The 24,907-nt window shown below is 74.3% G+C and carries 2 protein-coding genes; both read left to right on the forward strand.

Translation table 11 applies throughout. The features are described from left to right. Positions 1–348: a hypothetical protein gene (locus tag ACZ6A9_RS23990; RefSeq protein WP_468988766.1), complete on the forward strand. Its 348-nt coding sequence runs from the start codon at positions 1–3 to the stop codon at positions 346–348. Continuing rightward, positions 349–24,891, forward strand: coding sequence for a lonely Cys domain-containing protein (locus ACZ6A9_RS23995; RefSeq protein ID WP_468988769.1), 24,543 nt, complete (start codon positions 349–351; stop codon positions 24,889–24,891). Positions 24,892–24,907: the final 16 nt, after the last annotated feature.

A 24,907-nucleotide genomic window follows, 5' to 3' on the forward strand; every position in this document is an offset into this window, starting at 1 on the left:
ATGTCCGGCAACTATTCCGCCGACATCCAGGCGATCCTGCAGGGTTCCAGGCACCTCGCCGACGCCGTCCGCTACGGCGACGAGATGCTGCCCCGGTTCGAGACCGGCTGCGCGCAGTACTCGGGCTGGTGGGGCGAGGAGGGCGGCGACGACGAGTTCGCCAACGCGGTCGGCGAGCAGGTCCGGCGCGAGCAGCAGCAGGTGGCGGACACGGTCCTGTCCATCACCGGGGGGTTCATGGCGCTGGTCGACGCGGTCGCCGCGGAGGCCGACCACGTGCAGCGGCCGCAGACACAGGCCGTGGAGGACATCGAGGCGCACGGCTCGGAGAGCGGGAACAGGCGCTGAATGGCCATCATGTTCCCGCCCGGCCTGCGGGAGTTCATCGAGGTGTGGGTCGGCGCGAACGTCGCCACCGGCAACGAGGACCGGGGCTTCGACAGCCGTAACCCCTACAAACGGCTGGCGGACGACGTCAGGGACCTGTCCGACGCGATGAAGGGGGCGATCTCCACCGCCGGGAACTCGCTCCCCCCGCGGATCGCCCAGGAGTTCGTCGCCGCGATGAAGCTCTTCGTCGACGACAACGGCCAGAACCACCTGCAGAAGTTCTCCGACGAACTCCGGGACCTGGGCGCCCAGCAGGTGAACCGCTCCATCAAGCTGTCCGAGGCGAAGTACCAGATCCTCATCGAGTTCATCCTGATGAACATCGAACTGGCCCTGATCGCCGCGCTGGCGGTCTTCACCGGCGGTACGTCGCTCACCGAGATCGCCATCCAGAAGGCCCGCACCGCGCTCACCATCCTGCTGATCCTCCAGCGGCTGGGACGCGCCGTCCCCACACCGCTCTCGGTGCTGCTGGAGGCGATCCAGGAGGCGTTCGTCGCGTTCGCCTCGCAGCTGATCTCCATGACCGCGCCGGACGACCCGGAGCGCCGGCGCACCAAGTTCGACTGGACGGAGATCGGCCAGTCGGCGGTCGCCGGCGCGTTCGCGGGACTCTTCGGAGGCGTCTTCGGGGAGATCGGCGGAAGGTTCATCAACAAGTACTTCAAGAACAACAACTTCTGGAAGGAGGTCTCCGAGCTTCCGTTCAGCTTCGTCAACGAGGGGCAGGCGGAAACCTTCGCCGAGGCCTTCACCGGCCTGATCTTCCTGGGCACGTTCACCCTCAACCCCGGTACGTTCCTGAGCGCCGGCCTCAGCGGACTGATCTTCGAAGCGGCTTCCACCGGGGCGGAGTTCGGCGGCAAGTTCGTCTACAAGAACTACTTCCAGAACACCGGATCCGGCGACGTGAACGGCCTGCCGGGCGGCGGCAGCGGGAACGGCGGCACGAGCGCGGGCGGCGACCGGTACGAGTACGAGAACCGGTACGACGGCGGAAGCACGCACCAGGACCTCTACGGCGACACGTACACGTCCGACGGTACGAGCGGCGGCACGTACAACGCCCCGTACATGAGCAGCGGCACGTACCGCGACACCTACGGCGACACGTCCGACACGTACACGTCCGGCGACACGTCCGACACGTACACGTCCGGCGACACGTACACGAGCGGCGGCACGCACAACGCCCCGTACACGAGCGGCGGCACGTACCGGGACACCTACGACGACTCCGTCACCTCCGCCGGTGACACCAGCGACACCGCGTCGGTCCTCAGCGACACGAGCGGCATCAGCGACGTCTCGTCGGTCTTCAGCGACACCAGCCGCATCAGCGACGTCTCGTCGGTCTCCTCCGTCTCCTCCTCGTCCCTCCCGGACTACGACACGGTCCACGGCGTAGACGACACCACCGACGCGTACGGACTCCCCGGGGCGGCGGGAACGGTCAAGCCGTCGTCCTCCACCACCTCGCCGAACACGTACGAGGATGCCTACCGGGACTCCCCGGTGGACGTCACCGACACCGCGACCGACACCGTCTTCTCCACCCTCACCCCGTCGGTGGCCCGGGCCCCGGGGACCGACTGGACCGGCGACACGGACGACACCCTGCCGGTCGACGGAACCACCACCGTCGGCTCCTCCGTCCCGGATCTGCCGTCGGCCCGGACGGGCGGCAGCGACTTCGCGCCGGACGGGACCGAACGACAGCGGTCCACGGACGGCGACACGACCCGGTCCGCCCCCGACGGGCAACAGCAACAGCCGAACGCACAGGCGCCCCTCGCGACCTCCACCGCGCCCACCCCGTCGACCACCGCCTCCCCGGGCCACGCCTCGCCGAACGCCACCGCGCCGTCGCGGCCCCAGACCACACCGTCCGGCGACCCGGCGGTCACCGCCGGGACGCCGAACCCGGACACGGCCGACCCGGACGACATCCGCACCCCCGCGCCCGAGGAGTCCGGGCAGTCCCGCCCGTCCTCCGCGGTGCCGAGGGCCGAGACCCGGACCACGTCCGACGATCCGGATCCCTACCGGCCCGTGCGCACCGAGTCCGAGGACCTGCCGGCCACCACCGGCTCCACGGCGGAGCCCGCCCTGGTCCTCTCCCGCGAGGCGCCGGCCGCCCAGCCGCTCACCGTCGACGAGACACCGCTCAGCTCCCGGGCGCCGGACGGGATCCCGACCGGGGAGTCCTCCGCGCCCGGTTCCCCGGACTCGGTCGACATGATCATGGACTGGGAGGACGACCAGGATGCGTCCGAATCCGAGTTCGGTTCCGAGCCCGAGTCGGACCCGGCCACCGAGGCGCTGTACGACCGTCTGCTGGCGGACGTGTTCGGTCCCGCGATCGGGACGAGCCACCTCCACCCCGCCCTCCGCGACACCCTCGCGCACCTCGACCAGCTCCGGCAGACCGTCCCCGCGCTCCGCGACGGCCCGCTCGACCTGGACTCCCTGACCCGTCAGGTGCTGCTCCTGGACCCCGCCCACCCGGTGACCGACGCGCAGCGCGGCGAGCTGTTCCGGGTGGCGATGGACCCGGCGGTGGAGTCGGCGGGCAGCCTGGCCGCCCTGGCCGCCTTCCACCTGGAACTCCGCGGCGTGCTGTCCCCCACCCAGGCGCTGACCGCCGACGACGGCGGCGTGTGGGGCCGCAACTGGACGAACGCCACGATCCCCGACCTCGACCTCACCGAGGTGGGGAAGGTGGCCCGGCAGCCCGACGGCACCCTGGGCCGCGGCGACGTGCAGCCCGCGCCCTGGCACCGGCCCGGTGAGCCGGAGCCGTACGTCGTCATGGCGGAGGGCGACCACCGGCGGATCGTCGTACGCGGCTACGACGGCGCCCCGCGCCAGGTGCCGATCGACGTGTTCGCCGAACTTCTGGCCCGCGACCCCCGGCTCGCCGGGCTGCCCCCGGGCACCCCCGTGGTGCTGCTCGTCCCCGACGCGGGGGCCCGCGGCCTGGACCTGCCGCGCCGGGCGGCGGACCGGATCGGCAGGGAGGTCTGGGCGGCCAACGGCACCGTGAAGGTGTCCCCGCAGCGCGACCCGTCGCAGCCGCACGTCGTCTCCCTGCTGTTCGGGCAGGGGCTGCCGCGCGCCGACTGGATCCGCAGCACCCCCGGTCAGGTGCTCGACCCGGCGGAGCGCGAGGACGCGCCGGAATGGGAGCGCGAGATGCTGTCGCACAGCGTCGTCGGCGACGGGGGCGTGACCATCGGCAGAGGCGTGTTCGAGGACGCCGAGGCCCCGCGCCGGATCGCGGTGCTGAAGCTCGCGACCCAGTCGTCGGAGCTGTGGCACTACAACCCGGTCACCAAGGACGCGGTCAAGGACGACGAGCCGGTTCCGTTCGCCGGCAAACCGGCGTACGTCTTCAGCGCCCACGCCCGGCCGGGCGCGGTCCGGGTGCCGACCACGACGGACCCGAGGCACCACACCCACCAGCGGGAGACCGGCCGGATGCTCAGGCGGCGTCCGAGCCTGGCCCAGCTCCCCGCGGACCACGCCGTGCTGATGGAGGCGTGTTCGAGCGCCCAGCCGCCGGGTGTGGTCCGCACCCGCAGGGGCATCGACGACACCTTCGTCCCCGACCCGCTGGCGGTCGTCAGCGAGAGCCAGCACGTCGCCAACGAGACCGGGCGCACGACGTACGGCGGCACCCACATGGTCAGCTTCGCGACGCTGCCGGACGGGACGTTCGTCCACCGCCTCTACACGGACTCGCGGGGGCGGCGCGGCCAGTGGGTGGAGCACCGGCCGGAACCCGTCGACGACCTGCTCGACGACCGCGTCCGCGCGGCCGGCCTGCACACCGACCCCGCGCAGCCCGTCACGGACACCACCCGCGAGCGGGCCCTGCGGCTGGTGCGCGCGCTGCGGCTGGCCTTCGGGGCGGCGATCGAGGACGACAGCCGGTACGGCGACCTCCTCGCCGGGATCGGCGCGCTGGAGACCATGCGGGCGGCCGACCCGGCCCTGCGTGACCTCGGCCCGTTCTCCATGGACCTGTTCGAACGCGCGGCCCACGCCCGCCGGCCGGGTGTCACCGGCCCCGACGCCTACCGGGACCTGCTCACCGACGCCGCCGGCGCCGTACGCGGACAGCCGGGCGCCGTGGTCTCCGACTTCGTCACCCTGCCCCACGTCACCGCCGCCGCACAGCGGCTGGGCGGCCTGACGGAGCAGGAGCTGGACACCGAGGCCGCCCGCGTCCTGCGCCTGGACGACGGCCCCGCGGCCGTCGGGGAGGTCGAGCGGGCCCGGCTGTTCTGGGCCACGGTCAAGGCTCTGGAGTGGGAGAGCCGCACCTCCGACCCGGACGCCCTCACCGGCAGGGTGCTGCACCTGGACCGGCCCGACCCGGCCCGGCGGCCCGAGCTGCTCCACCTGGTCGCCCAAGCGGCGGCCGTCGGCGCCGACGTGGACAACCCGACCGAGCTGGGCGCGTTCCACCTGGAGACCCTGGGAGCCCTCGGACCACGGACCCGGCTGCTCGACCCCAACGGCGTACCGACCGGGCGGCGCTGGTCCCCGGCCCCGCCCGACGCGGCCACGACCACGCTCACCGACCGTGTCGTCGTCGCCGCCCCGCAACAGGGCGGCGGCTACCGGGCCGTGGGCCAGGAACGCCCGCCGTGGAGCGCCCCCGGCGGATTGCCGGCCTACCTGGTGTGGGCGGGCGGCGGCCGGGACCACCTCCTCATGACCCTGCCCGGTGGCTTCCGCGCCCGGGTGCCCTACGACGAGGTCGCCGAGCTGCTGGCCCGCGACCCGGTGCTCAACACCCGCCCGCAGGACACCACGGACATCGTCCTGGCCGTCCCGAGGGCGGCCCCGACGGCGTCCACCGGACCGGCCGGCGGCGGCACCCCGGACACCGATCCGCGGGCCGTCGTCAGCGCCGGGACCGGCCGTACCGTGTGGGCCTCGCAGGGCAGTGTGAGCCTGGCCCCGACCGGGCCGTCACGGCCGTACGTCACCTCACTCCTGCCCAGCGCGCCGGGGCGTCCCGCGGCGGCCGACTGGGCGGCCGTCCGGCCCGGCGCCGACGACACCCGAGTGGACGACGTCACCTTCGCGGACCGCGACGGGGGCGAGGTCCCGTCCGAGCCGCCCGCCGCGCTCGCCGGCCTTCTCGAACCCGGACCGGTCGGGGGGCTCGACATCCCGTTGCCGAGCCTGGACGGCCTGCTGGAGGGTTTCGACGCTCCGCCGTCCGACCACCAGGACCACGGCGTGGACGGGGACCGGAGGGAGGAGCCGACCCCGGAGGAGGTCCGGCACCGGGGACTGCTGGAGGACATCTACGGTCCCGACGTCCTGACGAGTCCCCTGTACCCGGACATCCGCGACGGGCTCGCGCGCCTCGACCGGCTCCGCCGGACCGACCCCCTGCTGGACTCCGGCCCGCTCGACCTGGACGCCGTGGCCCGCCGGGTACTGCTCCTGGGACCCGCCGATCCGGTGAGCAACGTGCAGCGCGGCCGGCTGCTGGGGCTGGCCACGGCACAGACGGCGGAGCCGGTGGGCAGCCTGGCCGCCCTCGCCGCGCTCCACCTCCAGCGCCAGGGCGTGTTGTCGCCCACCCACGCCATGACCACCGGCGTCGACGGGCGCCCCCGCGGCCGCGACTGGACCCGGGGCAAGGACAGGCTCGACGACCTGGACCTCACCCGTACGGGAAGGACCGGGCCCCGGGCCGACGGCAGCCTGTCACGCGACGAGGTGGGGCCCGCGCCCTGGCACCGGCCCGGCGGCCCGGACCCCTACGTCGTGCGGGCGGACGGCGACCGTGACCAGGTCGTCGTACGCGGCCACGACGGCGCCCCGCGCGCGGTGCCCCTCGACGTGTTCGCCGAACTACTCGCTCTGGACACCGAGTTGAGCGGACTCCCGGCGGACGTGCCGGTGCTTCTGCTCGTCTCCGACGCCGGGGGAGGGGGCCTGGAGCTGCCGCGACGGGCGGCGGACCGGGTAGGCAGGGACGTCTGGGCGGCCAACGGGGTCGCGGACGTCGCCGAAGGCCCGGACGGAAGCGCCTCCCACCCCTACGTCGTGCCCCTGCGGAGTGCCCGGGGCAGCGACCGCACCGACTGGATCCGCAGCTCTCCCGGCCTGCTGCCCGACCCCGCGGAGTCCGCCCGCGCCCCCTTCTGGGAACAGGACTTGCTGTCCCACACCATCGTCACCGACAAGGGGTCGATCGGCAGGGCCGTCTTCGAGGACGGCGAGCGCGCACGGCTGCTGCCGGGGATCCGGCACTCGGCGACGGCGACCGAGCTCTACCACGTCAACCGGCAGGACGGGACCTGGGTCAAGGACGACGAGCCGGTACCGTTCGCCGGCAAACCGGTGTACGTCTTCGCCGGCCACGGCTCGCCCGGCGAGACGGCGCTGCCGACCCGGTCGAACCCCCGCCACCGGAAACGGGAGCGGGCGACGGGAGGCATGCTCAGGCGCCGTCCGAGCGTGGCGCGGCTTCCCAAGGACCACGCCATCGTCATGCAGGAGTGCTTCGCCGCGACACCGCCGGGCCTCACCCGCAGGCGCAAGCTGGTCACGGACACGTTCGCCCCCGACCCGCTGGCCGACGTCGGTCAGAGCCAGCACGTGGCCGACGAGACCGGCCGCACCGTCTACGGCGCCACCCAGGAGGTCGGCTTCAAGTTCGAGAAGGACGGCCGGGTCTCCCACTACATCCTCACTGATTCCCGGGGACGGCGCGGGAGGTGGGTGGAGCACCGGCCGGAACCCGGCGACGCCGCGCTCGACGACCGCGCCCGCGTGGCGGGCCTGCACACGGATCCGGTGGGACCGGCCGCGGAGGAGGTCCGCGAGCGGACACTGCGGCTGGTGCGCGCGCTGCGGCTGACGTTCGGGGTGGCGATCGAGGACGACACCCGCTACGGCGAACTTCTCGCGGGCATCGGCGCGCTGGAGTCCCTGCGCGCCGCCGACCCGGTGCTGCGCGAAGCCGTCCCGTTCAGCCTGGACCTGTTCGAGCGCGCGGCCCGCGAGATCCGCGCGACGGAACACGGCGACCCGGACAGCGAGTTGGCGCCCGACTCCTACCGGGACCTGCTGGCCAGGGCCTTTGACGCCCTGCGCGTGAACCCCGGCGCCGCACTCACCGACTTCGTGACCCTGCCGCACGTGACCACCGTGGCCGAAGGGCTGGACGGTCTCACGGACGAGGAAGTGAACGATGAGGCCGCCCACATCCTGGGGCTGGACCCGGACCGGGCAGTCATCGGGGCGCCCGAGCGGGCCCGGCTCCTCTGGGCGACCGTGAAGGCCCTGGAGTGGGAGAGCAGGACCCCCGACCCGGTCGCCCTCACCGGCAGGGTGCTGCACCTGGGCCGGCCCGACCCGGACCGGCTGCCCGACCTCCTGGACCTGGTGGCGCGCGCGGCGGCCGTCGGCGTCGACGTGGACGACCCGGTCGCGCTGGGCGCGTTCCACCTGGAGACCCTGGGCGCCCTCGCGCCGGACACCCTGCTGCTCGACGACTCGGGTGCCCCGGCCGGCCGGAGCTGGACGCCGGGCCCACCGGGTGCGGCGGTGGACGTCACATCCGCCCTCGTCATGGCGGCGACACCGGACGGTGGCCACCGCCCGCTGCGCCGGGCGAGGATGCCGTGGACCACCGACCCCACCGAGCCCGCCCCGTACCTGGTGCGGGGCGAGGCCGGGCCGAACCACCTCACCATGGAGCTGCCCGGCGGATTCCGCGCCGCGGTCCCCTACGAGGAGATCGCCGAACTGCTCGCGGTGGACCCGGCGCTGAACGACTTCCCGCGCACGGCAGACATCGTCCTCGCCTCCACGACCCCGGCCCCGACGGACCCGCCGGCCGCCGACCGGCGGGCCCTCCTCGGCACCGGGACTGCCCGCGGTGTGTGGACCTCACCGGGTCCCGTGGGCCTGCTCGCACAGAGCGACCCGTCGCTGCCGCACGTCCTCTCCCTGCTTCCCATGGCGGACGGCCGGCGTCAGCAGGCCGACGACTGGTCGGCCGCCCGGCCGGTCTCCGCGTCCCCGGCGGACACCCGCCTGTCGCCCACCACGGTCACGGCCGGAGGCACGACCGTGGCTCCTGGCGGCCCGCTCCCGTCCGAGGAGCCGGACCCGCCGTCCCCGGACGCCCCCCGCCTCGACCCCGCCATGACGCCCCCGCCGGTACGCCGCACCCCGACCCGGTTCGAGGACGGCAGGCGGATGCCCGCGTACGTCGACGACCTCCGGTCGCTGCTGCCGTCCGACCTGTCCCCCGCGGAACTCGAACAACTCCTCGCCAGCCCGGGCACCTTCGGCCAGAGCACGGTCGTCCTGCGGGGCTACGAACAGGCCCTGGACGCCATCGACCGAGAACTGGGGAGCCGGCCGAACGCCCGGCCCGAGGACGGCGCACGACTGCTGGACGACATCCGGCAGACGCTCCGGGACAAGCCGAAGACGCTGGCGGACGGCAAGGGGCGCCCCTTCCCGTACGTCAACGCGGACGGGAAGAAGCGCGTCCTGTGGGTCAGAGCGCGTCACTACGGCAACTGGACCCCGTTCGACGACGGCGTCGGCGACTCGACGAAGATCGACAGCATGCACCGGGCGGCCGCGGCCTTCGGACTGACCAAGAACATGCAGGCCAACTCCCAGTACGGTCTCGGCGGGCCGATCGGCCCGGCGGGCAGCGCGGCGTTCAGCGGCTTCGGCCGGCTCGCCGTGCGGTTCGGCTTCATCAACAAGGTCGGCTACACCCTGACCGACCAGCGCATGAACCAGATGGAGACCCGGACGCTGGACACGTCACGGGCGTACCTGGACGACATCCACTACGAGATGCGCGTCACGGACGCCGCCGGACGGGACATCACGGGCACCGACACCCGTACGGACGAGAGCACGACCGACACCAGGACCGAGACCAGGACCGAACCGGCCCCGCCCGCCCGGTTCGCCTTCGGCATCCGGGGCGGCCTGCGCGTGCGCCTGCCCGACAGCGTGACCAGGATGCCGGAGCCGGGCCGGATCCCCCGGACGATGACCCTGGACCGCGACTCCCAGTACCGCTTCGTCCGCATCGAGGGCTTCGGCCCCGTCGCGGCGATCCGTGACTGGGCGGCCGCCCGGATCGGAGCCCTGCCCGGCAGTTCCGCCTACACCGAGCTGGACAGCTTCTTCTCCGGCGACAGCTTCCAACGGCACGGCGGCACGATGGCGCGCGGCCGCATCACCACCCCGCAGCTGTTCGCCGACGACAAGAAGAAGTCACCGCTGGGCGCCTTCGTGGTGGAGGAACTGATCCCGCGGGCTGCGGTGCTCGTCGGCGAGACCGACCAGGCCGAGATGCGGGACATCAACACCTCGACGGTCCGCAGTGAGCGGAGCCGGGCCCACGGCAGGAGCCTGCTGCTGCAGGCCGTCGCCGGACCCGCCTTCAACTTCCACGACCCCGGCACGGCCCCCTTCGACCTGCGGCTCCAGCTCGGGCCGACCCTCCAGGCCTCGTTCGCGAAGACCTGGTCGGCCGGGCTCGGCGCGGCCGGCACCCTGAAGTCGGCCGGGCAGGTGAAGGGCCCCAGGACCGCCCTCTACCTGGTCGTGAAGTCGGTGCGGGTGCGGCGGTCCGGTGACGACGCACCGCCGACGCGCTTCCTCACCTGGAGCCTGGACCGGATGACCAGCTCCGAGGCGCGACGGCTGGCCGGATGGGACGACGGGACCACGTTCGCCCTGCGCAACGGCGTCGCCCCGCCGTTCGTGCCCGCCTACCTGACCGTGGACCGGCCGCGCACCCTGGGCATGCACCGGGTGAAGGAGTTCGCCTTCGACGACGGCCGGCGCACCCGTGTCACCCCGGACGCGGCGGACGGCGTCGGCCGCACCCTGCTGGACGCGTTCGCCGACGACGTGGTCGACGCCATCTCCCACCTGCGCCAAGGCCTGGTGGTGCCCCTCGACCAGCTGCTGCCGCCGAACCTGCCGAAGGGCTGGCGCGCCCGCCTGGGCGAACTGCTCGAACGCGATCCCGGCCGGGTGCTCCGGGCGGCCCAGAGCCTTCCCGTGCCGCCCCGGTGGACCGACCCCGTCAAGTACCGCATCGCGCTCCAGAACACCCTGCAGGTCCTCGGCGTGCTGTCCCAGCAGAACGTCACCGGGAACCTGGAAGGGCTGACCACGGTCGGCCTGCCGATCAGACTCACCGATCCCGACTCCGTCGGACAGACCTACTACACCGTCCGGGTCCACGGGACGCTGACCGGACGGCGGTACGAGGGCAGGGACGACAGCGAGGGCATGCGCTTCAGCGCCCAGGGCGTCGACCGCATCGACGGCCAGACGAGCGCGAAACGAGGTCTGGACCTGGGCTTCGAGGGCACCTTCTCGGGCCGTGACAACACCGTCGACGACCTCGCCGGCCTGCCCCGGAACACGCTCGGGCTGACCCTGGGCGTACGCGGGGGCTGGCAGTGGGAGACGGAGACCGGCTTCGGCTCGACCGTCACCAACGAGCCGATGTCGGTGAGCAACCAGCCCACCCACCTGTACCGCTACGACCTGTCCCTCACCGCGGCCATGAGCGGCTACTGGCGGCCCCGCGGCCTGATCCGCGGTCTCGGCCTCGGGCTGCCGGGCCTGCTGGTCCTGGACGAGCCGGTCAACGTGCTCTTCGGCCGGACGCCGCCTGGCCACCTGCGGGGCGGCGGCCCGAGGACCGGGCAGGTGCTCATCGGCGTCCCCGTCCAGCACACCCCCGACGCGGACCCGCACGCGGACGGGGCACCCAACCCCTACCTGTCCGACGAGTCCGCCCCCGCGCACATGACCACCGAGGGGGCCCTCGCCCTGGCGAAGGGCGACCTCGTGCTGCCCGCGGACCCCGGTGCGAGCCGGCCCGCCGGACGGCTCGCCGACCGCGGGACGGAGCAGTTCAAGGCCTTCCGGCAGCATCCGTTCGTCATCGTGAACATGGTGGTGTCGCCCGTCCTCCTCGCGGAGGTGGACCGGGTCCTGGGAGCGGCGTCGGGCGACGCCTGGCAGCTGACAAAGGAAGGCGCCGCCACCCGGGACGCGATCGTCCGCTCCTTCACCCCCCAGTCCCTGACGTCGGGCTTCGACCAGAGCTCGGGACCGCTGGGCCTGGTGGGCAGCGGCCTGCTGGGCAAGGGGCCGTACGGCGAGCTGTGGGGGACCTTCCGGTACGCCACGACGGTCGGGAACCTGCGGGCCCTCACCCCGTCGATGTCCATGGACACCGAGATGACGCTCGGCGGGACCCGGCAGGCGGCCGGCAAGGTCAGCAACGGCACCAGTTTCGTCTTCGGCGGGCAACTCATCTACTCCGTCGCCCAGAACCCGGGACACGGCCTCATGGGCGCGTACGGCCTCGTCGCCAACCCCGTGTCGACGTCCCACGCGCAGAGCCGCAGCGTCGTGCGCACGGTCGTCGCGGACATGAACCGCAAGGGGTTCACCCACCAGGTGCTGGTCGCCGGCGACGTGCAGCACTGGTTCGCGCTGTTCACCAGCCGGCTGGGCACGGGCCGGACCGGAACGGCCGCGGCGACCAGGACCTTCGTGCCGAGCCTCTTCGCCGGAGCGGCGGGGACCGCGCTGACCGGCCAGGGCGGACTGCTGGGGCACCTGCCGGAGAAGAGCGCCCACCGGATGGGACTGATCGACGACGGCATGGGCGACGTCCCCCGCTACACGGATCAGCTCTGGGCGCCGCAGCCCTGGATGCGCGGCACCGCCTTCGGCACGTACGCGGTGAACCCGCTGGACCCCACCGACGCCCTGCTCGCGTTCGACAGGCGGATCGCGGAACTGGGGCTCGACGACGCGAGCCGCGAGCGGATCCGGCAGCTGGTGACGGCCCGCGCCACGCGGGCACTGAAGGGGGAGATGACGACCACCGCCCCGTCGACGCTGGTCACGGCCGGAGGCTGGGGCTGGGACAGCGTCCGGATCGGCAGCCGGCAGGTGCGGGCGCGCGTCGAGCTGATCCCCGGGACGCCGGTGTTCGAAGGACTCGACCACAGCGCGGAGCTGGAGGAGAACCGGCGGGCCATCGAGACCGCCCAGGAGAACTCGGAGGCCTCCTCCGGGGCGGACCTGGGCCTGCTGACCAGCCAGCTGGTGTACACCGGCAACACGCAGGTCCCGGCCGCCGGACCCACGTACACCGAGGGCGGCTCGAACCGGAAGACGGTCTCGTCCAGTCACACGGTCACCACCGTCACGATCTACCGGGCGGCGTCCACCGAGCCGCACGCGGAGGTCGTCACCCCGTACCGGATGCGCATCACCCTGGAGGCCGACGACACCCCGAACACCGGCGCGCCGGCCGACACGGAGCCGGCGGAGGCGAAGTCCACGGCCCTCGGCCGCTTCCGGGGCCGGCTGCGCATCGTCGAGGAGGGCGACGTCGGCGAGCTGCGCGAGCACGTGCCGCTCAGCCTGATGGAGCCGGTGCGGCCGCGGGAGGACGAAGGGACCGGCCGGCTGCTGCCCGCGCCCGACCCCGCGGCCGACCCCGCCCTGGCCGGTCCGCCCCGGCCGATACCCCTCTCCAGGGCGGGGGAGGAACTGACGGTCCGGGACGGAGACGGCGTCACACGGCCGTTCACCTTCCCCGAGAACGGCATGCACCCCCGCGGGATCATCGGCGTCGAGAACATCCGCACGGCCGGCGAGCTCCTCCTCACCAAGGCGTACGACGCAGGCTTCCCCCTTCAGTCCCTGGAGGCCGAGGGCGGTCCCGACGCCGCCGCCCTCACCGACCTCCTCCGCAGGACCAGGCGGACCGGGCTGACCCGCCTCGGCACCGGCTCGGCGCAGGCGCTGGAGGACGGCACCAGCTCCACGGCGGTCACGGCGTTCTTCCCGCACACCACCCAGCCGGGCGGCTACCAGGTGGCGGGGCTGACCGAGAAGTCCCTCATGGGCACCGACACCGGACAGCTGTCGCTGCGCTCGGCGCCCGACTTCAGCCGCGCGCTGCTGCTGACGGTCGCCGACGGCAAGAAGCTGGAGGTGCTCAGACGGTACGGGGACAACGCCGGCACCTCGTCGTCCGTCGAGCACAGCCAGTCGTCGAGCCTCGGCGGCGCCTTCCTGTACGACTCTCCCGACAAGGCGGGCCTCAACCAGATCGGAGCCTTCGGTCCCGGCCCCAACGACCTCGACGGCGACGGCATGCCGGTCGGGGACGACCACCTGACCTCGCGCAACCTCAAGCCCAAGACGGGCCGGTCCTTCCTCTTCGCCGTCCCGGCCACCTGGATCGGCGTCGGCGACGTGCACCGCAGCATCCTGGACTCGAAGCTCGCGAACCGGGTCAGGGGCGGAACCCTCGCCAGGGCCAGGTCGGGTCCACAGGCGATGAGGTCCGAGGCGTACCTCGTCACCTGGATCCGGGAGGACGTCGCCCGCGAACTGCGGATCATCACCGACGCGAACTTCCCCGAGCGCGTCTCCAAGGCGTGGGACGCGGTCGAGAAGGCGAGCAAGGCGTGGGTCGACGCCGACAAGGCCTACTGGAAGAAGCGGCGCGCCTCCGGCGGGCTGCGCGCGGACCTCGACGCCGCGCAGGCCGCCCTCGACAGGGCCGACCGGGTCGCCCGCGCGGCCGCGCGCCCGGTCGGCCTGGCCCGGGCGGACGTCGACGCCGCGGACACCGCCCTGCGGCAGGCCGAGAGCGACGCGCGCCGCGACCACGAGCTCGCGGACGGGTCCGTGGCCGCCGCGCAGGCCGAGGCCGACGCGTTCGCCGGGAACGAGTACGGCTTCGCACCCGAACACGACGGCTGGGCGCAGGTCCTGCGGGAGGAGGAGGACGCCGCCCTGGCCCGCCTGGCCGACGCGCGGGAAGCCGCCGGGAAACTGCGGGAGGCCGCCGGTCTGCGGCTGGACACCGCGCGCACCGGGAAGGCGGCGGCCGACGCGCGGCTCGACGCGGCCCTGCTTTCCGCGAGGGTGCCCGGCCGGGACCTCGACGACGCCACCGCCCGCCGGGACACGGCACGCGACGCCTTCGAGACCCGGCGCGCCGAGCTGGACGCACTCAGGGACACGGCGGAGAAGGCCGCGGCGGAGTACCACCGGGTACGGTCCGGGGCGGACCAGCTCACCCGCTGGCACCGGCTCGCGGCCACCGCGGAGGGCCGGGAGGAACTGGACGGTCTCGCCGAGCCGCCCGAGGTGACCTATCAGGCCCCGCCCAAGGCACCCGTGGCCAAGCCCCCGGCCCCGCCCCGCTACACGAGGAAGGCCGAGGGAGAGGGCACCGTCCTCACGTCCCCCACGAACGAGACGTACACGCTCCAGGACGTGCCGGAGGACGGCGACGCCTTCTTCCGCGCGCTCGCCCAGGGCCTCGAACGCGTCGCTCCGGGGCTGCTGGCCGCGCAGGGCATCGACCTCGCCGGCCCACGGGCGATGTCCGAGATGCGCCGGAGGATGGCCTCCTGGCTCACCGACCACGCCGACGAGGACCTGCTGGCCGCCGTCGCCCCCGACCACACCGACACCTTCAGCGCGGAGGAGATCGCCGCGGCGGGCCTGGACCTCGGAACGGACACCCCCGCACGCCGCGAGTTCGACGGCCTCGGCGGTCTGATCCCGCACGTCGCCGATCCGACCCCCGGGGTACGGGCCGAACTGGCGGTCACCCAACTCCTCCGGCGGGGCGACGCCCCGTCGGAGGCCGGCTGGAACCACGGTGCGGCGGACCTGCTCCCGCTGCTCGCCGCACGCGCCTTCGGCGTGCGCGTCACGGTGGTCGGGAGCGACGGCGGTTTCCAGGACTTCGCCCCCGAGGACCCGACGGGACTCGGGAGCCTCCGGGGACTCGTCGGCGCATCCCCCCACTCCGGCGCACACGTGGTCCTGAGCCTCGACGACCGCCACTACCAACTGGCCCTGCCGACCAGCCCCGACCCGAAGCCGGACCCGGAACCGAAGCCGCCTGCTCCGGGGCCGGGGCCGAAGCCCCCGGCCCCGGAGTTGAAGCCTGCGGCTCCGGAGCTCAAGCCCCCGGCCCCGCAGGCGGACACGCCCCAAGGGGACGGTAGGAAAGACGCCGCGCCGGAGAGCGACAGCGGTCGGGCGAGAGGGCGCCGGGTTCCGGTGCCCGGCACGGGGGAGTGCCTCCTGTACTCCCTCATGGCCGGAGATCCCGTGCACGTCCGCAGCCGTCTGGGCGGCCTCGCCGTCACCGACCGCGCCGCGTACGACTGGCTCGGGGACCCCGGAGCGGTCCGCGACGACCTGCGCCGTCAGGCCGGGTCCACCACCGGGTCCGGCCCGTCGCGGGCCGCGCTCCGTGCCATGCGGTCCCACATCGAGGACTACGTGCGCCGTAGCTCGGGGCGGCTGCACCCGCAGATCGCCGGCCAGTTCCGGCAGACGGCCACCGACGCGTTCGCCGCACGGGTCCGGGAAATGAACCGGGCCGGGATGCTCGCGCTCCTCGCCCACCACGACGTCCGGCGCGTCCCCGTCCCCGAGGCCCTCGACCCCGCCGATCTGCTCGAGCGGTACGTCGACGCCCGCTTGGCGTCGCAGCCCCGTGACCCGGCCGTCTCCCCCCAGGACGCCCGGGCCGTGCTCCGGGCGGAGGCCGAGAACCTGAGCCCGCGCCAGATGTTCGAGCACCTCGAGCGGCACGACCTGCTGCCGGCGCTCCGCGACCTCGACGACGAGGCACTGGGCCGGCTGCTCACCACCGCCTACGCGCAGAGCGCCGCGCCGCTGGACGACACGGAACTGCCCGCGCTCCTGGACGCCGTCGTCAACTGGGAGCGGCGCTGGGGGACGCCGGAGGGGGAGACCTTCCTGCCCCTCGCCGCGCACGCGTTCGACCTGCGGGTCGACGTGGTGCGGTCGCTCCCGTCGGGCCCCCGACGGGTCAGCGGTGCCGGGCCCGACAGCGCCACGCGGCAGACGGAGGTCTACTACAACGGCGTCGACCACTACGACGGCAGCGACGCCGGACCCCGCGACCGGTTCGGTGACCCGGTCCTCCCGAAACGGATCAAGGACGAGGAACGCGACCAGGACGGCGACGTACGGCTCAACCCCCTGTGGGTGCCGTTGGACGAGGTCGATCCCGACCTGCTGATCACCGGCAACCGGGACGCGGTGTGGCTGTACACGGTCACCGATGAGGGGCGGGTGATCCTCGGCACGGAGGACCCGAGCGGGATCGTCACGCCGGAGCAGTTCGACGCGCTGCTGGCGGGGATGCGGGAGAAGGACCCCGGTCTGACGGCGGAGTCGCTGCGCAGGACGCTGGACGGACTGGGCCACACCGGCATCGCCGCCGGCTTCGTCGACGGCGACGGGAAGACGGCCGGCCGGACGCTGCCGGGCCGCAGCCGGGTGTCCGGCGAGTTCCGCTGGAGCGAGAAGCTGCGTTCCTGGGTGGTGAACGACAAGTCGGGCCGCTACATGAGCGAGTCGGTGCGTCCGGGTCTGGACGCGGCGGAGGCCGCCGGCTGGCTGACCAACGTGGCGGCCCTGTTCAGCGACCGGCTGGGCGTCGTCGTCCGGACCGACCAGGTGAAGACCGCCGCGGCCGTCCCCGCACCTCCGCCGAAGCCCGCGCCCCCGCCTCCGCCGTCGGCACCCACCGCCACCGCGGCCGACCACGGTGCTCCGGCCCCTTCGGCCACGCAGCCCGCGCCGTCCGGCGACGACACCGGCAAGCTGGACGTCGCGCGCCGGTTCGGCGCCGTGCTGCACGGCCTCGGCCACCCGGTGGTGCTGGCCGGAGCCGCCCGCGGCCGGGTGCAGTTCGGCCGGTCCCGGCCACTGGGGGCGGTGGAGTTCCAGCTTTCCGCGGCCACCCTGCCCCCCGCCGCCGGGATCCGCGCGGCGCTGGAGCGGGAACTGCCCGGGGCGTCGGTGCGGCTCCGGCCCGGCACGGGCGGCGGCCGGGTGCTCGACCTGTCGGTGGACGGCGTCGACATCACGGTCACGGCGGTGGACCGGCCGGCGCCCGGCACGGTCGTGGTCGACGGCTTCACCGTGCCGCGGCCCGAGGACTCCCTGGCCGACGCCGCCCTCGCCCTGGCCACCGGGACCGACCCGGAGCTGCGCGGACGCGACCTCCTCGACCTGCTGTGGGCGCTGCACCGCACCCCCGCCGACGGCCCCCGCACGGTCACGCCGGTTCTCGCGCGCGAGGACGCCTACCGTGCCGCGCGGCCCGCCGGCGCCGCCGGCTCCCTCGCCGTACGGCTCAGCGAACTGCTCGACTCCGCCGCCCTGGACCCCGACGCCCTCGCCCGCCACGAGGAAACCTGGAGCGCCCTCGGCGTCACCGACGCCGAGCTGCCCGCGCTGCGCGCCGAACTGACCGCGCTCGCCGACGGGCTGCGGGCCCGCCCGGAGGTGACCGCGGACCCGGTCCGGGCACTCGCCGCGCGGCTGCCCGGCCTGTCCGCCGCCGACCGTGACGCGGAGCTGGCGTCGCTGCCGCCCGCACACCGCGAACGGCTGGCCGCCGACCCCGTGCTCGTGGACGCCCTGCGCGCCGGACTCGCCCCGGCCGAGTTCGCCTCGGTCGCGGCGCGCCTCATGACGCAGGTGCCCGACGGGGTCGAACAGCCCGTCTCCGCCGGTGACCGGGCCCGTGCCCAGATCGCCCGGATGCTGCGGGACCCCGACGTCGCGGCCCGGTTGCTCAAGGGCGGCTCACGGGTCGTGGTGGTGCCCAGGGGTGAGGCCCTGACCTCCCTGGACGCCTTCCGCTTCCTGCGGGGCGCCGTCACCGGCGACGGCCGCCCCTGGGACGACGTCCGCGGAGTCGGCACGCGCACCGCGGCCGTCACCGAGGAGAACCTGCTCGGCGAGCGCACCACCGTCGGCACCGGCAAGTCCGCCTATCCCGACGGCTACTCGACCACCCTGCACGAGTTCGCCCACACCATCCACCTGCACGGTCTGGGCCCCGTCGACCGGCAGCGCATCACCAACACCTTCCGCACCACCACACGGGCCGGCGAGGCGGGCAACTGGCCCGACGGCCCCCTCCACGGCTACGACGCCGACGGCCGCCGCAGCGCCCCCAACTACAGCAGCCGTGACGAACTGGAGTTCTTCGCCCAGCTCAGCAACGTCTACCTCATGGCCAACGGCGGCACCGACCCCTACACCGGGCTGCCCCGCAACAACGCGGGACCGGAGTGGGTGCGCACCCGCCAGCCCGCCCTGTACCCCCTGCTGCGCCGGCTGTACGGCGAGGGCCCCCGGCCGGAGCCCCGCCATCCGCGCAGCGTCGAACCGGCCCGCCCCCGCGGGCCGCGTCCCGCGGACGTCAACCCCGTCGAGGCCACCGACACCGAGAACGAGGCGCTGGCCCGCGCCCGTGCCCTGTGGGACGTCGCCGAGGGCGGCCCGGACGACGGCGGTGACTCCTACGTGGCCGTGCGCGCCCTGTGGGACGGCACCACCGGCGCGCACGCGCCGCAGCCGCACACGCCCGCCCCGTTGCCGCTGCCGCACCCCACTCCGCTGCCGGCGGTGGGGTCCGCCGCCGCACCGCCGCCCACCGACAGCGCGGTCCAGCAGCGTCTCCAGGAACTGTGGGCACTCGTCGACGCCACCTTCGGCTCCCAGCCGCTCCCGCCGGAGCTGCGCAACGGGCTGTTCAACTCCCTGCGTGTGATCGAGGCGGTGCGCGCCGGGCACCCCCGCTTCGGCGCCGCCCTGGACCTCGACGGCATCACCCGGATGCTGCTGCACCTGGCGCCGGACGAACCGGTGGACGCCGCCCGGCACTACGACGCCCTCACCCTCGTGAGCAGTGCCCACCGCCGGGGCCGGAGCGGCAGCCTGGCCGCCATCGCCGCCTACGGGCTGACCCGGCAGGGTCACCCGGAGCAGTCCGTGCTCGCCGGGGACGACGGCACGCCGCACGGCAGGAACTGGACCGGACGTTCCGGCGTCCAGCTGCACACGAACATGGTCGCCGACCCCCGGGGCGTCCACCCCGCGCCCTGGGGACCCGCCGCCCACGCGGTGGTGGCCGAACGGGACGCCGAGGGGGCGGTACTGGCGGACGGACGGCCGGTGTCGGACGAGGAGTTCGCCGAACTGGTGCTGCACGACCCCGGGCGGCGGCCGAACGTGCCCGTGGTGCTCCTGATCGGGGAGGAGGACGGCCGCAACGAGTCCCTCGCACGGGTGATCGCCGACCGCACCGGCACCCGCGTCTGGTTCACCTACGGCGACCTGCGGCTCGAAGCCGCCCCGGACGGCCGCCGGGTGCCGGTCCTGGCCGCGCCGGCCACCGGAAGCGATCCGGCCGGTGCCTGGATCCCCGCCGACCCGGGACTGGTCCCCGACGACCCGGCGGCCACCGTCAGGGCCGCGAACGGCACCGTCTTCCCCGACGCCGACATCCACTCGTACCCGCTGGTCACGGTCGACGGGCAGGCCCTGACCGGGCGGGCGTTCCTCGACGCGCACGACATGGCGATGCGCGAGGAGGCCCTGCGGGTGGTGTCCGCCATCCGGCACTACACCAACGAAGTGGAAGGGCTGCCCGGTGTCTACGCCGGGCGGCAGGGCGACCTGCTGCCCCTGCCGCGGGGCCTGGCCGACTCCTACGTCTTCGTCGGCCACGGCGACAGCGGACGCACCACCGTGCCCCGCCGCAGCACCCGCGCCAACCAGGCGGTCCACCCCCGGCAGTTGGGCCGGATGCTGGCGCGGCGCAGGAGCCTGCGGGCGCTGTCCCCCGAGGCGCCGGTGTGGTTGCTGATCTGCGAGATGTCCATGACGCGCGCCGACCAGGACCTGCTCACCCATCCCCCCGCCGCCCAGTACGTCGCCAACGAGACCCGCCGCACCGCCTTCACCGTGGACCGGCAGATCTCGCCGAGCGAGGCCGAGGGCGGCCTGCCGCCGCGCCTGGTCCTGGACGACGACCCCGACAACCCTGTGGGCCACATCGAGGAGTTCCCCCCCGAGCCCAGGACCGTCGCCCTCGACGCGCTCGCCGACCTGGGCGGACTGCCCGCCGGGCTGCCGGACCGCGCCGACCGCGCCCGGCACTGGGTGCGGGCCCTGCGGCAGACCCACGGCGTGCACATCGACTCCGACCCGGACCGCGAGGCGGAGTTCCACGAGCTGATCGAGGGCTTCGGCGCCTTCGAAGGGCTGCGCTTCCAAGCGGCCGGCAACAGCGACCCCGGCCTGCTCACCTGGGGCGGGCTCCGGCACACCGTCGGCCGGTACGCCGCCGGGCACGGCTGGGACCGGTCGCTGACCGCCGGCGCCCTGGCACACCTGCTGCACGCCGCACGCACCGGCCGGCTGAGCCCCTCCGACGCCCTGGGCCCCACCGCCCCCGCGGCGCCGCCGGTCTCCACCGACACCCCGGCCCCGACGGACACGGTGCCGCGGCCGACCGGTCGGGGGGCGCTGTCGGACACCGTCCCCGACCTCGGCCTCGACGACGAGGCCGGGAGCGTGGCGGTGCCGGACGACGACGGACCCGCCCCGCCGGCTCCCTCGTCCTCCTCCCGGTCCCGGGTCGCCTTCGAGTACCGCCACCGGGACGTCACCGATCCGGACCAGCGCCGCCGACTCGCCGACCTGGCCGAGCAGATCGTGCTGTCCGGCCTGCGGGACCTCAGGGCCGGTCTCCGGCTCCCCACGATCACGGTCACCGGCTACAGCAACGGCCCGCGCTTCGCGCTGTCCGGTGAGGCCGTCGAGCACGCCGGGACGGTCGGCCGGCAGCGGGCGGACGCCGTGCGCGGCCTCCTCCTCGGCGAGATCCGGCGTCAGCTGGAGCTCAACGAGCAGACCGTGCGCGATGTCGCGGAAGTACGCGGCGGCACGGTCCGGGCCGAGGACTTCACGATCACCGCGGAGAGCGGCGGCCGGGACATCGGCGCCGTCGGCCCGATCGACGGTGCCACCGGGCGGGCGGCACGGCGGCAGGCGGTCGTCACGGTCGACCGTTCCCCCCTGTCGGAGGCCGTCGCCCGGCTGGCGGAACTGAGTCCGGAGGACTTCGGCCGGCCGGACTACTTCACCGGCCCGGACCGGCTCGCCGGGAAACTCCTGCACCTCGACGACAACCCCGGCGACGACCCCGACTCGGACGACGGGTCGGACAGCGACTCGGACGGCGGGTCCACGGCCCCCGCCCCCGCACCGGTGCGCTTCGACACCGACGACCTGTCGCACCGCGTACGCAGGCTGTACGAGCTGGTGGCCGAGGCGATGGCGGCCGGCCGGGCGACCGGCCCAGCGGCGCTGACCGCCTACCACCTGGGCAAGCAGGGCCTGCTGTCCGACGCCACGCGAATGACCGCACAGGACGGCACCCCGCTGGGCCGGAACTGGACGGGCCGGTCCGCCCAGGACATGGACACCTCCTCGTACGACGTGGTGGACGGTGACGACCGGGACCCCCGGCCGTCACCGTGGGCACGCCGGCCCGGTGCTCCCCTCCCGTACGTGATCGGGACGAAGGACGGCGACCACACGAAGGTCCGGCTGGCCCTGCCGGACGGCAGCAAGCGGTGGTGGCTCTCGCCGGAGGAGTTCACCGAACTGCTGGCGCAGGACGAGGAACTGGCGGGCCGTGAGGACGCCGCCGAGGTGGTGCTCGTCTCGCCGTACGCCGGCGCCATGGGACTGGACCTGCCGCGCAGGGCCGCGGCCCGGACGGACAGGACGCTGTGGTCGCACAGCGGTGAGACCGCTCTGAAGCCGCACCCCGACACCGGCCGGCACCGCATCGAGGTGACCGACGACCGGGCCTTCGGCGACGAGTCGACGGGCGAGCCGGCGGGAGAGCCGATCGGCGAGCCGGTGAGCGAGTGGATCGGCGAGCCGATGGGCGAGTGGATCGCCAGTGACCCCGACGACCTGGGGCCGGACGAGGGAGGGCCGGGACCCGGAGAAGGCGTCCTGCGCACGATCGACGGGAGGACCCTCCGGGACGCGGACGTCAAGTCGGTCGCCCTCACCGACGAGGGCCGGCCCGTCGGCCGCGCGGTGGTCAACAGCGCCGACCTGCTCCAGCGCGAGCCGTGGCTCCAGGATCTGATCCGGTCGACGGAGTGGTCCGTCTACGACCCGGTCACCGGTGAGCCGATCGGCGACCCCCGGCCGGTGCCGTGGCAGGGCCGGAAGCCCTACTTCTTCATGGTCCACGGCGTTCCGGGGCAGACCCTCATGGTCGAGCGGATGTTCCAGAACAACGTCCCGGTCCGGGGTTCGGAAACCGGCGGTTACCTCCGGCGGCGCCCGAGCGTGTCCCGGCTGGACCGGGGCACTCCCCTCGTGTTCCTGTCCTGCTGGGGGAGCGGACCGGGAGGACACACCGAGGCCGCCCTGAAGCGGAGCAGCCCGTTCGTCCCCGACCCGCTCGCCGTCCCGTCGGCGGCCCAGGACGTCTCCAACGTCACACGGCGCGACGTCTACGCCCCCGACAGGCGGCACTTGAGCCGCTATACGAAGGGGAAGAAGGGGAAGCTGTACGACCACGGGATCGGCACCACACCGGCGAACGACCCGGTGGACATGAGGAGGCTGCGCCCCGAACCGCTCCCCGGTGAACTCGACGCCCTGGCCGAGCGGGCCGGCCTGGGGGCGGTCCCGGACCTCACCCCGGCGATGGCCCGGGACACGGCACTGCGACTGGTCCGCGCCCTGCGGGCCACGTTCGGCGTCGATGCGGAGAACGACAAGGACGACCCGGCCGGCACGTACGACCGGCTGCTGCGCGGCATCGGCGCCCTGGAGGTCATGCGCCGCGGGGACGGGAACCCGCGGGAGTACGGCGAGCTGACGCTCGATCTGCTCGACCGGGTCACCCGCGCGCACCACGGCCTGACGACCGCCCCCGGCACCCGGCCCGCGCCGCCGGACCCCGACGCCGTACGGACGATGCTCGACGCCGCGTCGGCGCGCCTGTCCACCGACCCGGAGTCCGCGCTGTCCGACTTCGCCCCCCTGCCCTCCGTGGACCGGGCCCGCGAACTGATCGGCCGCCACGACCCGGACCGGTGGACCCGCCAGGTGCTGGGGCTGCGCACGTCGGCACCCGTCACCGCGGCCGACCGGCAGAACGCGCTGTGGGCCACGGTCAAGGCCGTGGAGAGCGTGGAGAACCATCCCGACCCCGACGCCCTGACGACGAAGGCGCTCCACCTGACCACCGGCGAGGACCCGCGGGACGAGACCCTGCGGACGGAGCTCCTCCGGACGGCTGCCACGGCGGCGGCCCTCGGCCGCGACGCCTACGACCCCACCGCGCTCGCCGCGTACGACCTCGAACGCCACGGGGCGCTGGACGACCGCACCCTCATCACCTCCGTGAACGGCGCGAGTACCGGCCGCAGTTGGACGGGGAGGCCCACCCCGAGCCGCATGTGGGCGGACCGCTATGCGATCTCACCCGACGGCGGCCTGAGCAACAGCCACGGGGCTCTGGCGCCCTGGTACAGGAAGGGCGCCGGGAAGAGCGCCCATCCCGGCGGGTACGTACTGGACCTGAGCGGCACCACTCCGGGACAGGCCGACATGCCCTGGCCGGACGGCACCACCCGCCCGGTGCCCTACGACGAGATCGCCGAGCTCCTCTCCCACGATCCCGTTCTGGCGCAGCTCGACCAGGACGTCGCGGTCGTCCCCGTCGGGGCGGGGGCAGGCGATACCGCCCTGGCCGAGGCGATCGCCGCCCGGACGGGGGCCGCCCGGACGGTGTGGCTGCCGACGCGGCCCCTCCGGCTCCTCGACCGGCGGCCGGCGGTGAACGAGAGCCTCCTCGTGCTGACCTCGCCCCAGGACGACGCGGTGAACTGGTCGGAGACACGTCCGCCCGGGCCGACCGCCCAGTCCTCCGGGCCCGCCCCCGACGACGGCCCCCTGCCCCAGGCACCCCCTTCCGAGGAGGCCCGACGCCAGTGGATCGCCGGTCAGGTGAGCGCGGACGACCTGCCGGGCAACCCGCCGGGGTTCACCGGCGCCGAGACCGTCACCCTGGCCGAACTGAGGGACGCGGGGATCGGGATCACTCCCGGAATGGACGTCGAGGCACAGCTCGGCGGAGGCGTCCGGGGCAGCGGACTGGCACCGCTCGACCAGGTGCGGCTGCTGCTGGCCCGCCCAGGACCGTGGCCGGAGGCCCTCGACACCGTCGCGGCCGCGGTGTCGCGCCGGATCTGGCACTCGGCCTTCACCGACTTCGGGAGCGCCTTCCCGGACACGGACGCCGCCCAAGCGTGGGACACGGCCCTCGGCCTGCTCCTGCCGGGCGATGCGCACTCCGCGCGCGCGGACTGGCGGTACGCGGGAGAGGCGTACCGCGACGCGGTGCGCCGCCTCGCCGGCCTGCTGGCGGCGGAAGGAACGGACCCCCGGACGGTCGCGCGCCTCGCCGCCCGGCTCCGGGAGATCCTCGGACTGCCGCCCCTCGGGACAGTGACCACGGGTGAGAGCGAACATGGGTGAACGAGATGAGTGAGCG

The organism is Streptomyces sp. NPDC041124 (genome assembly GCF_055592385.1).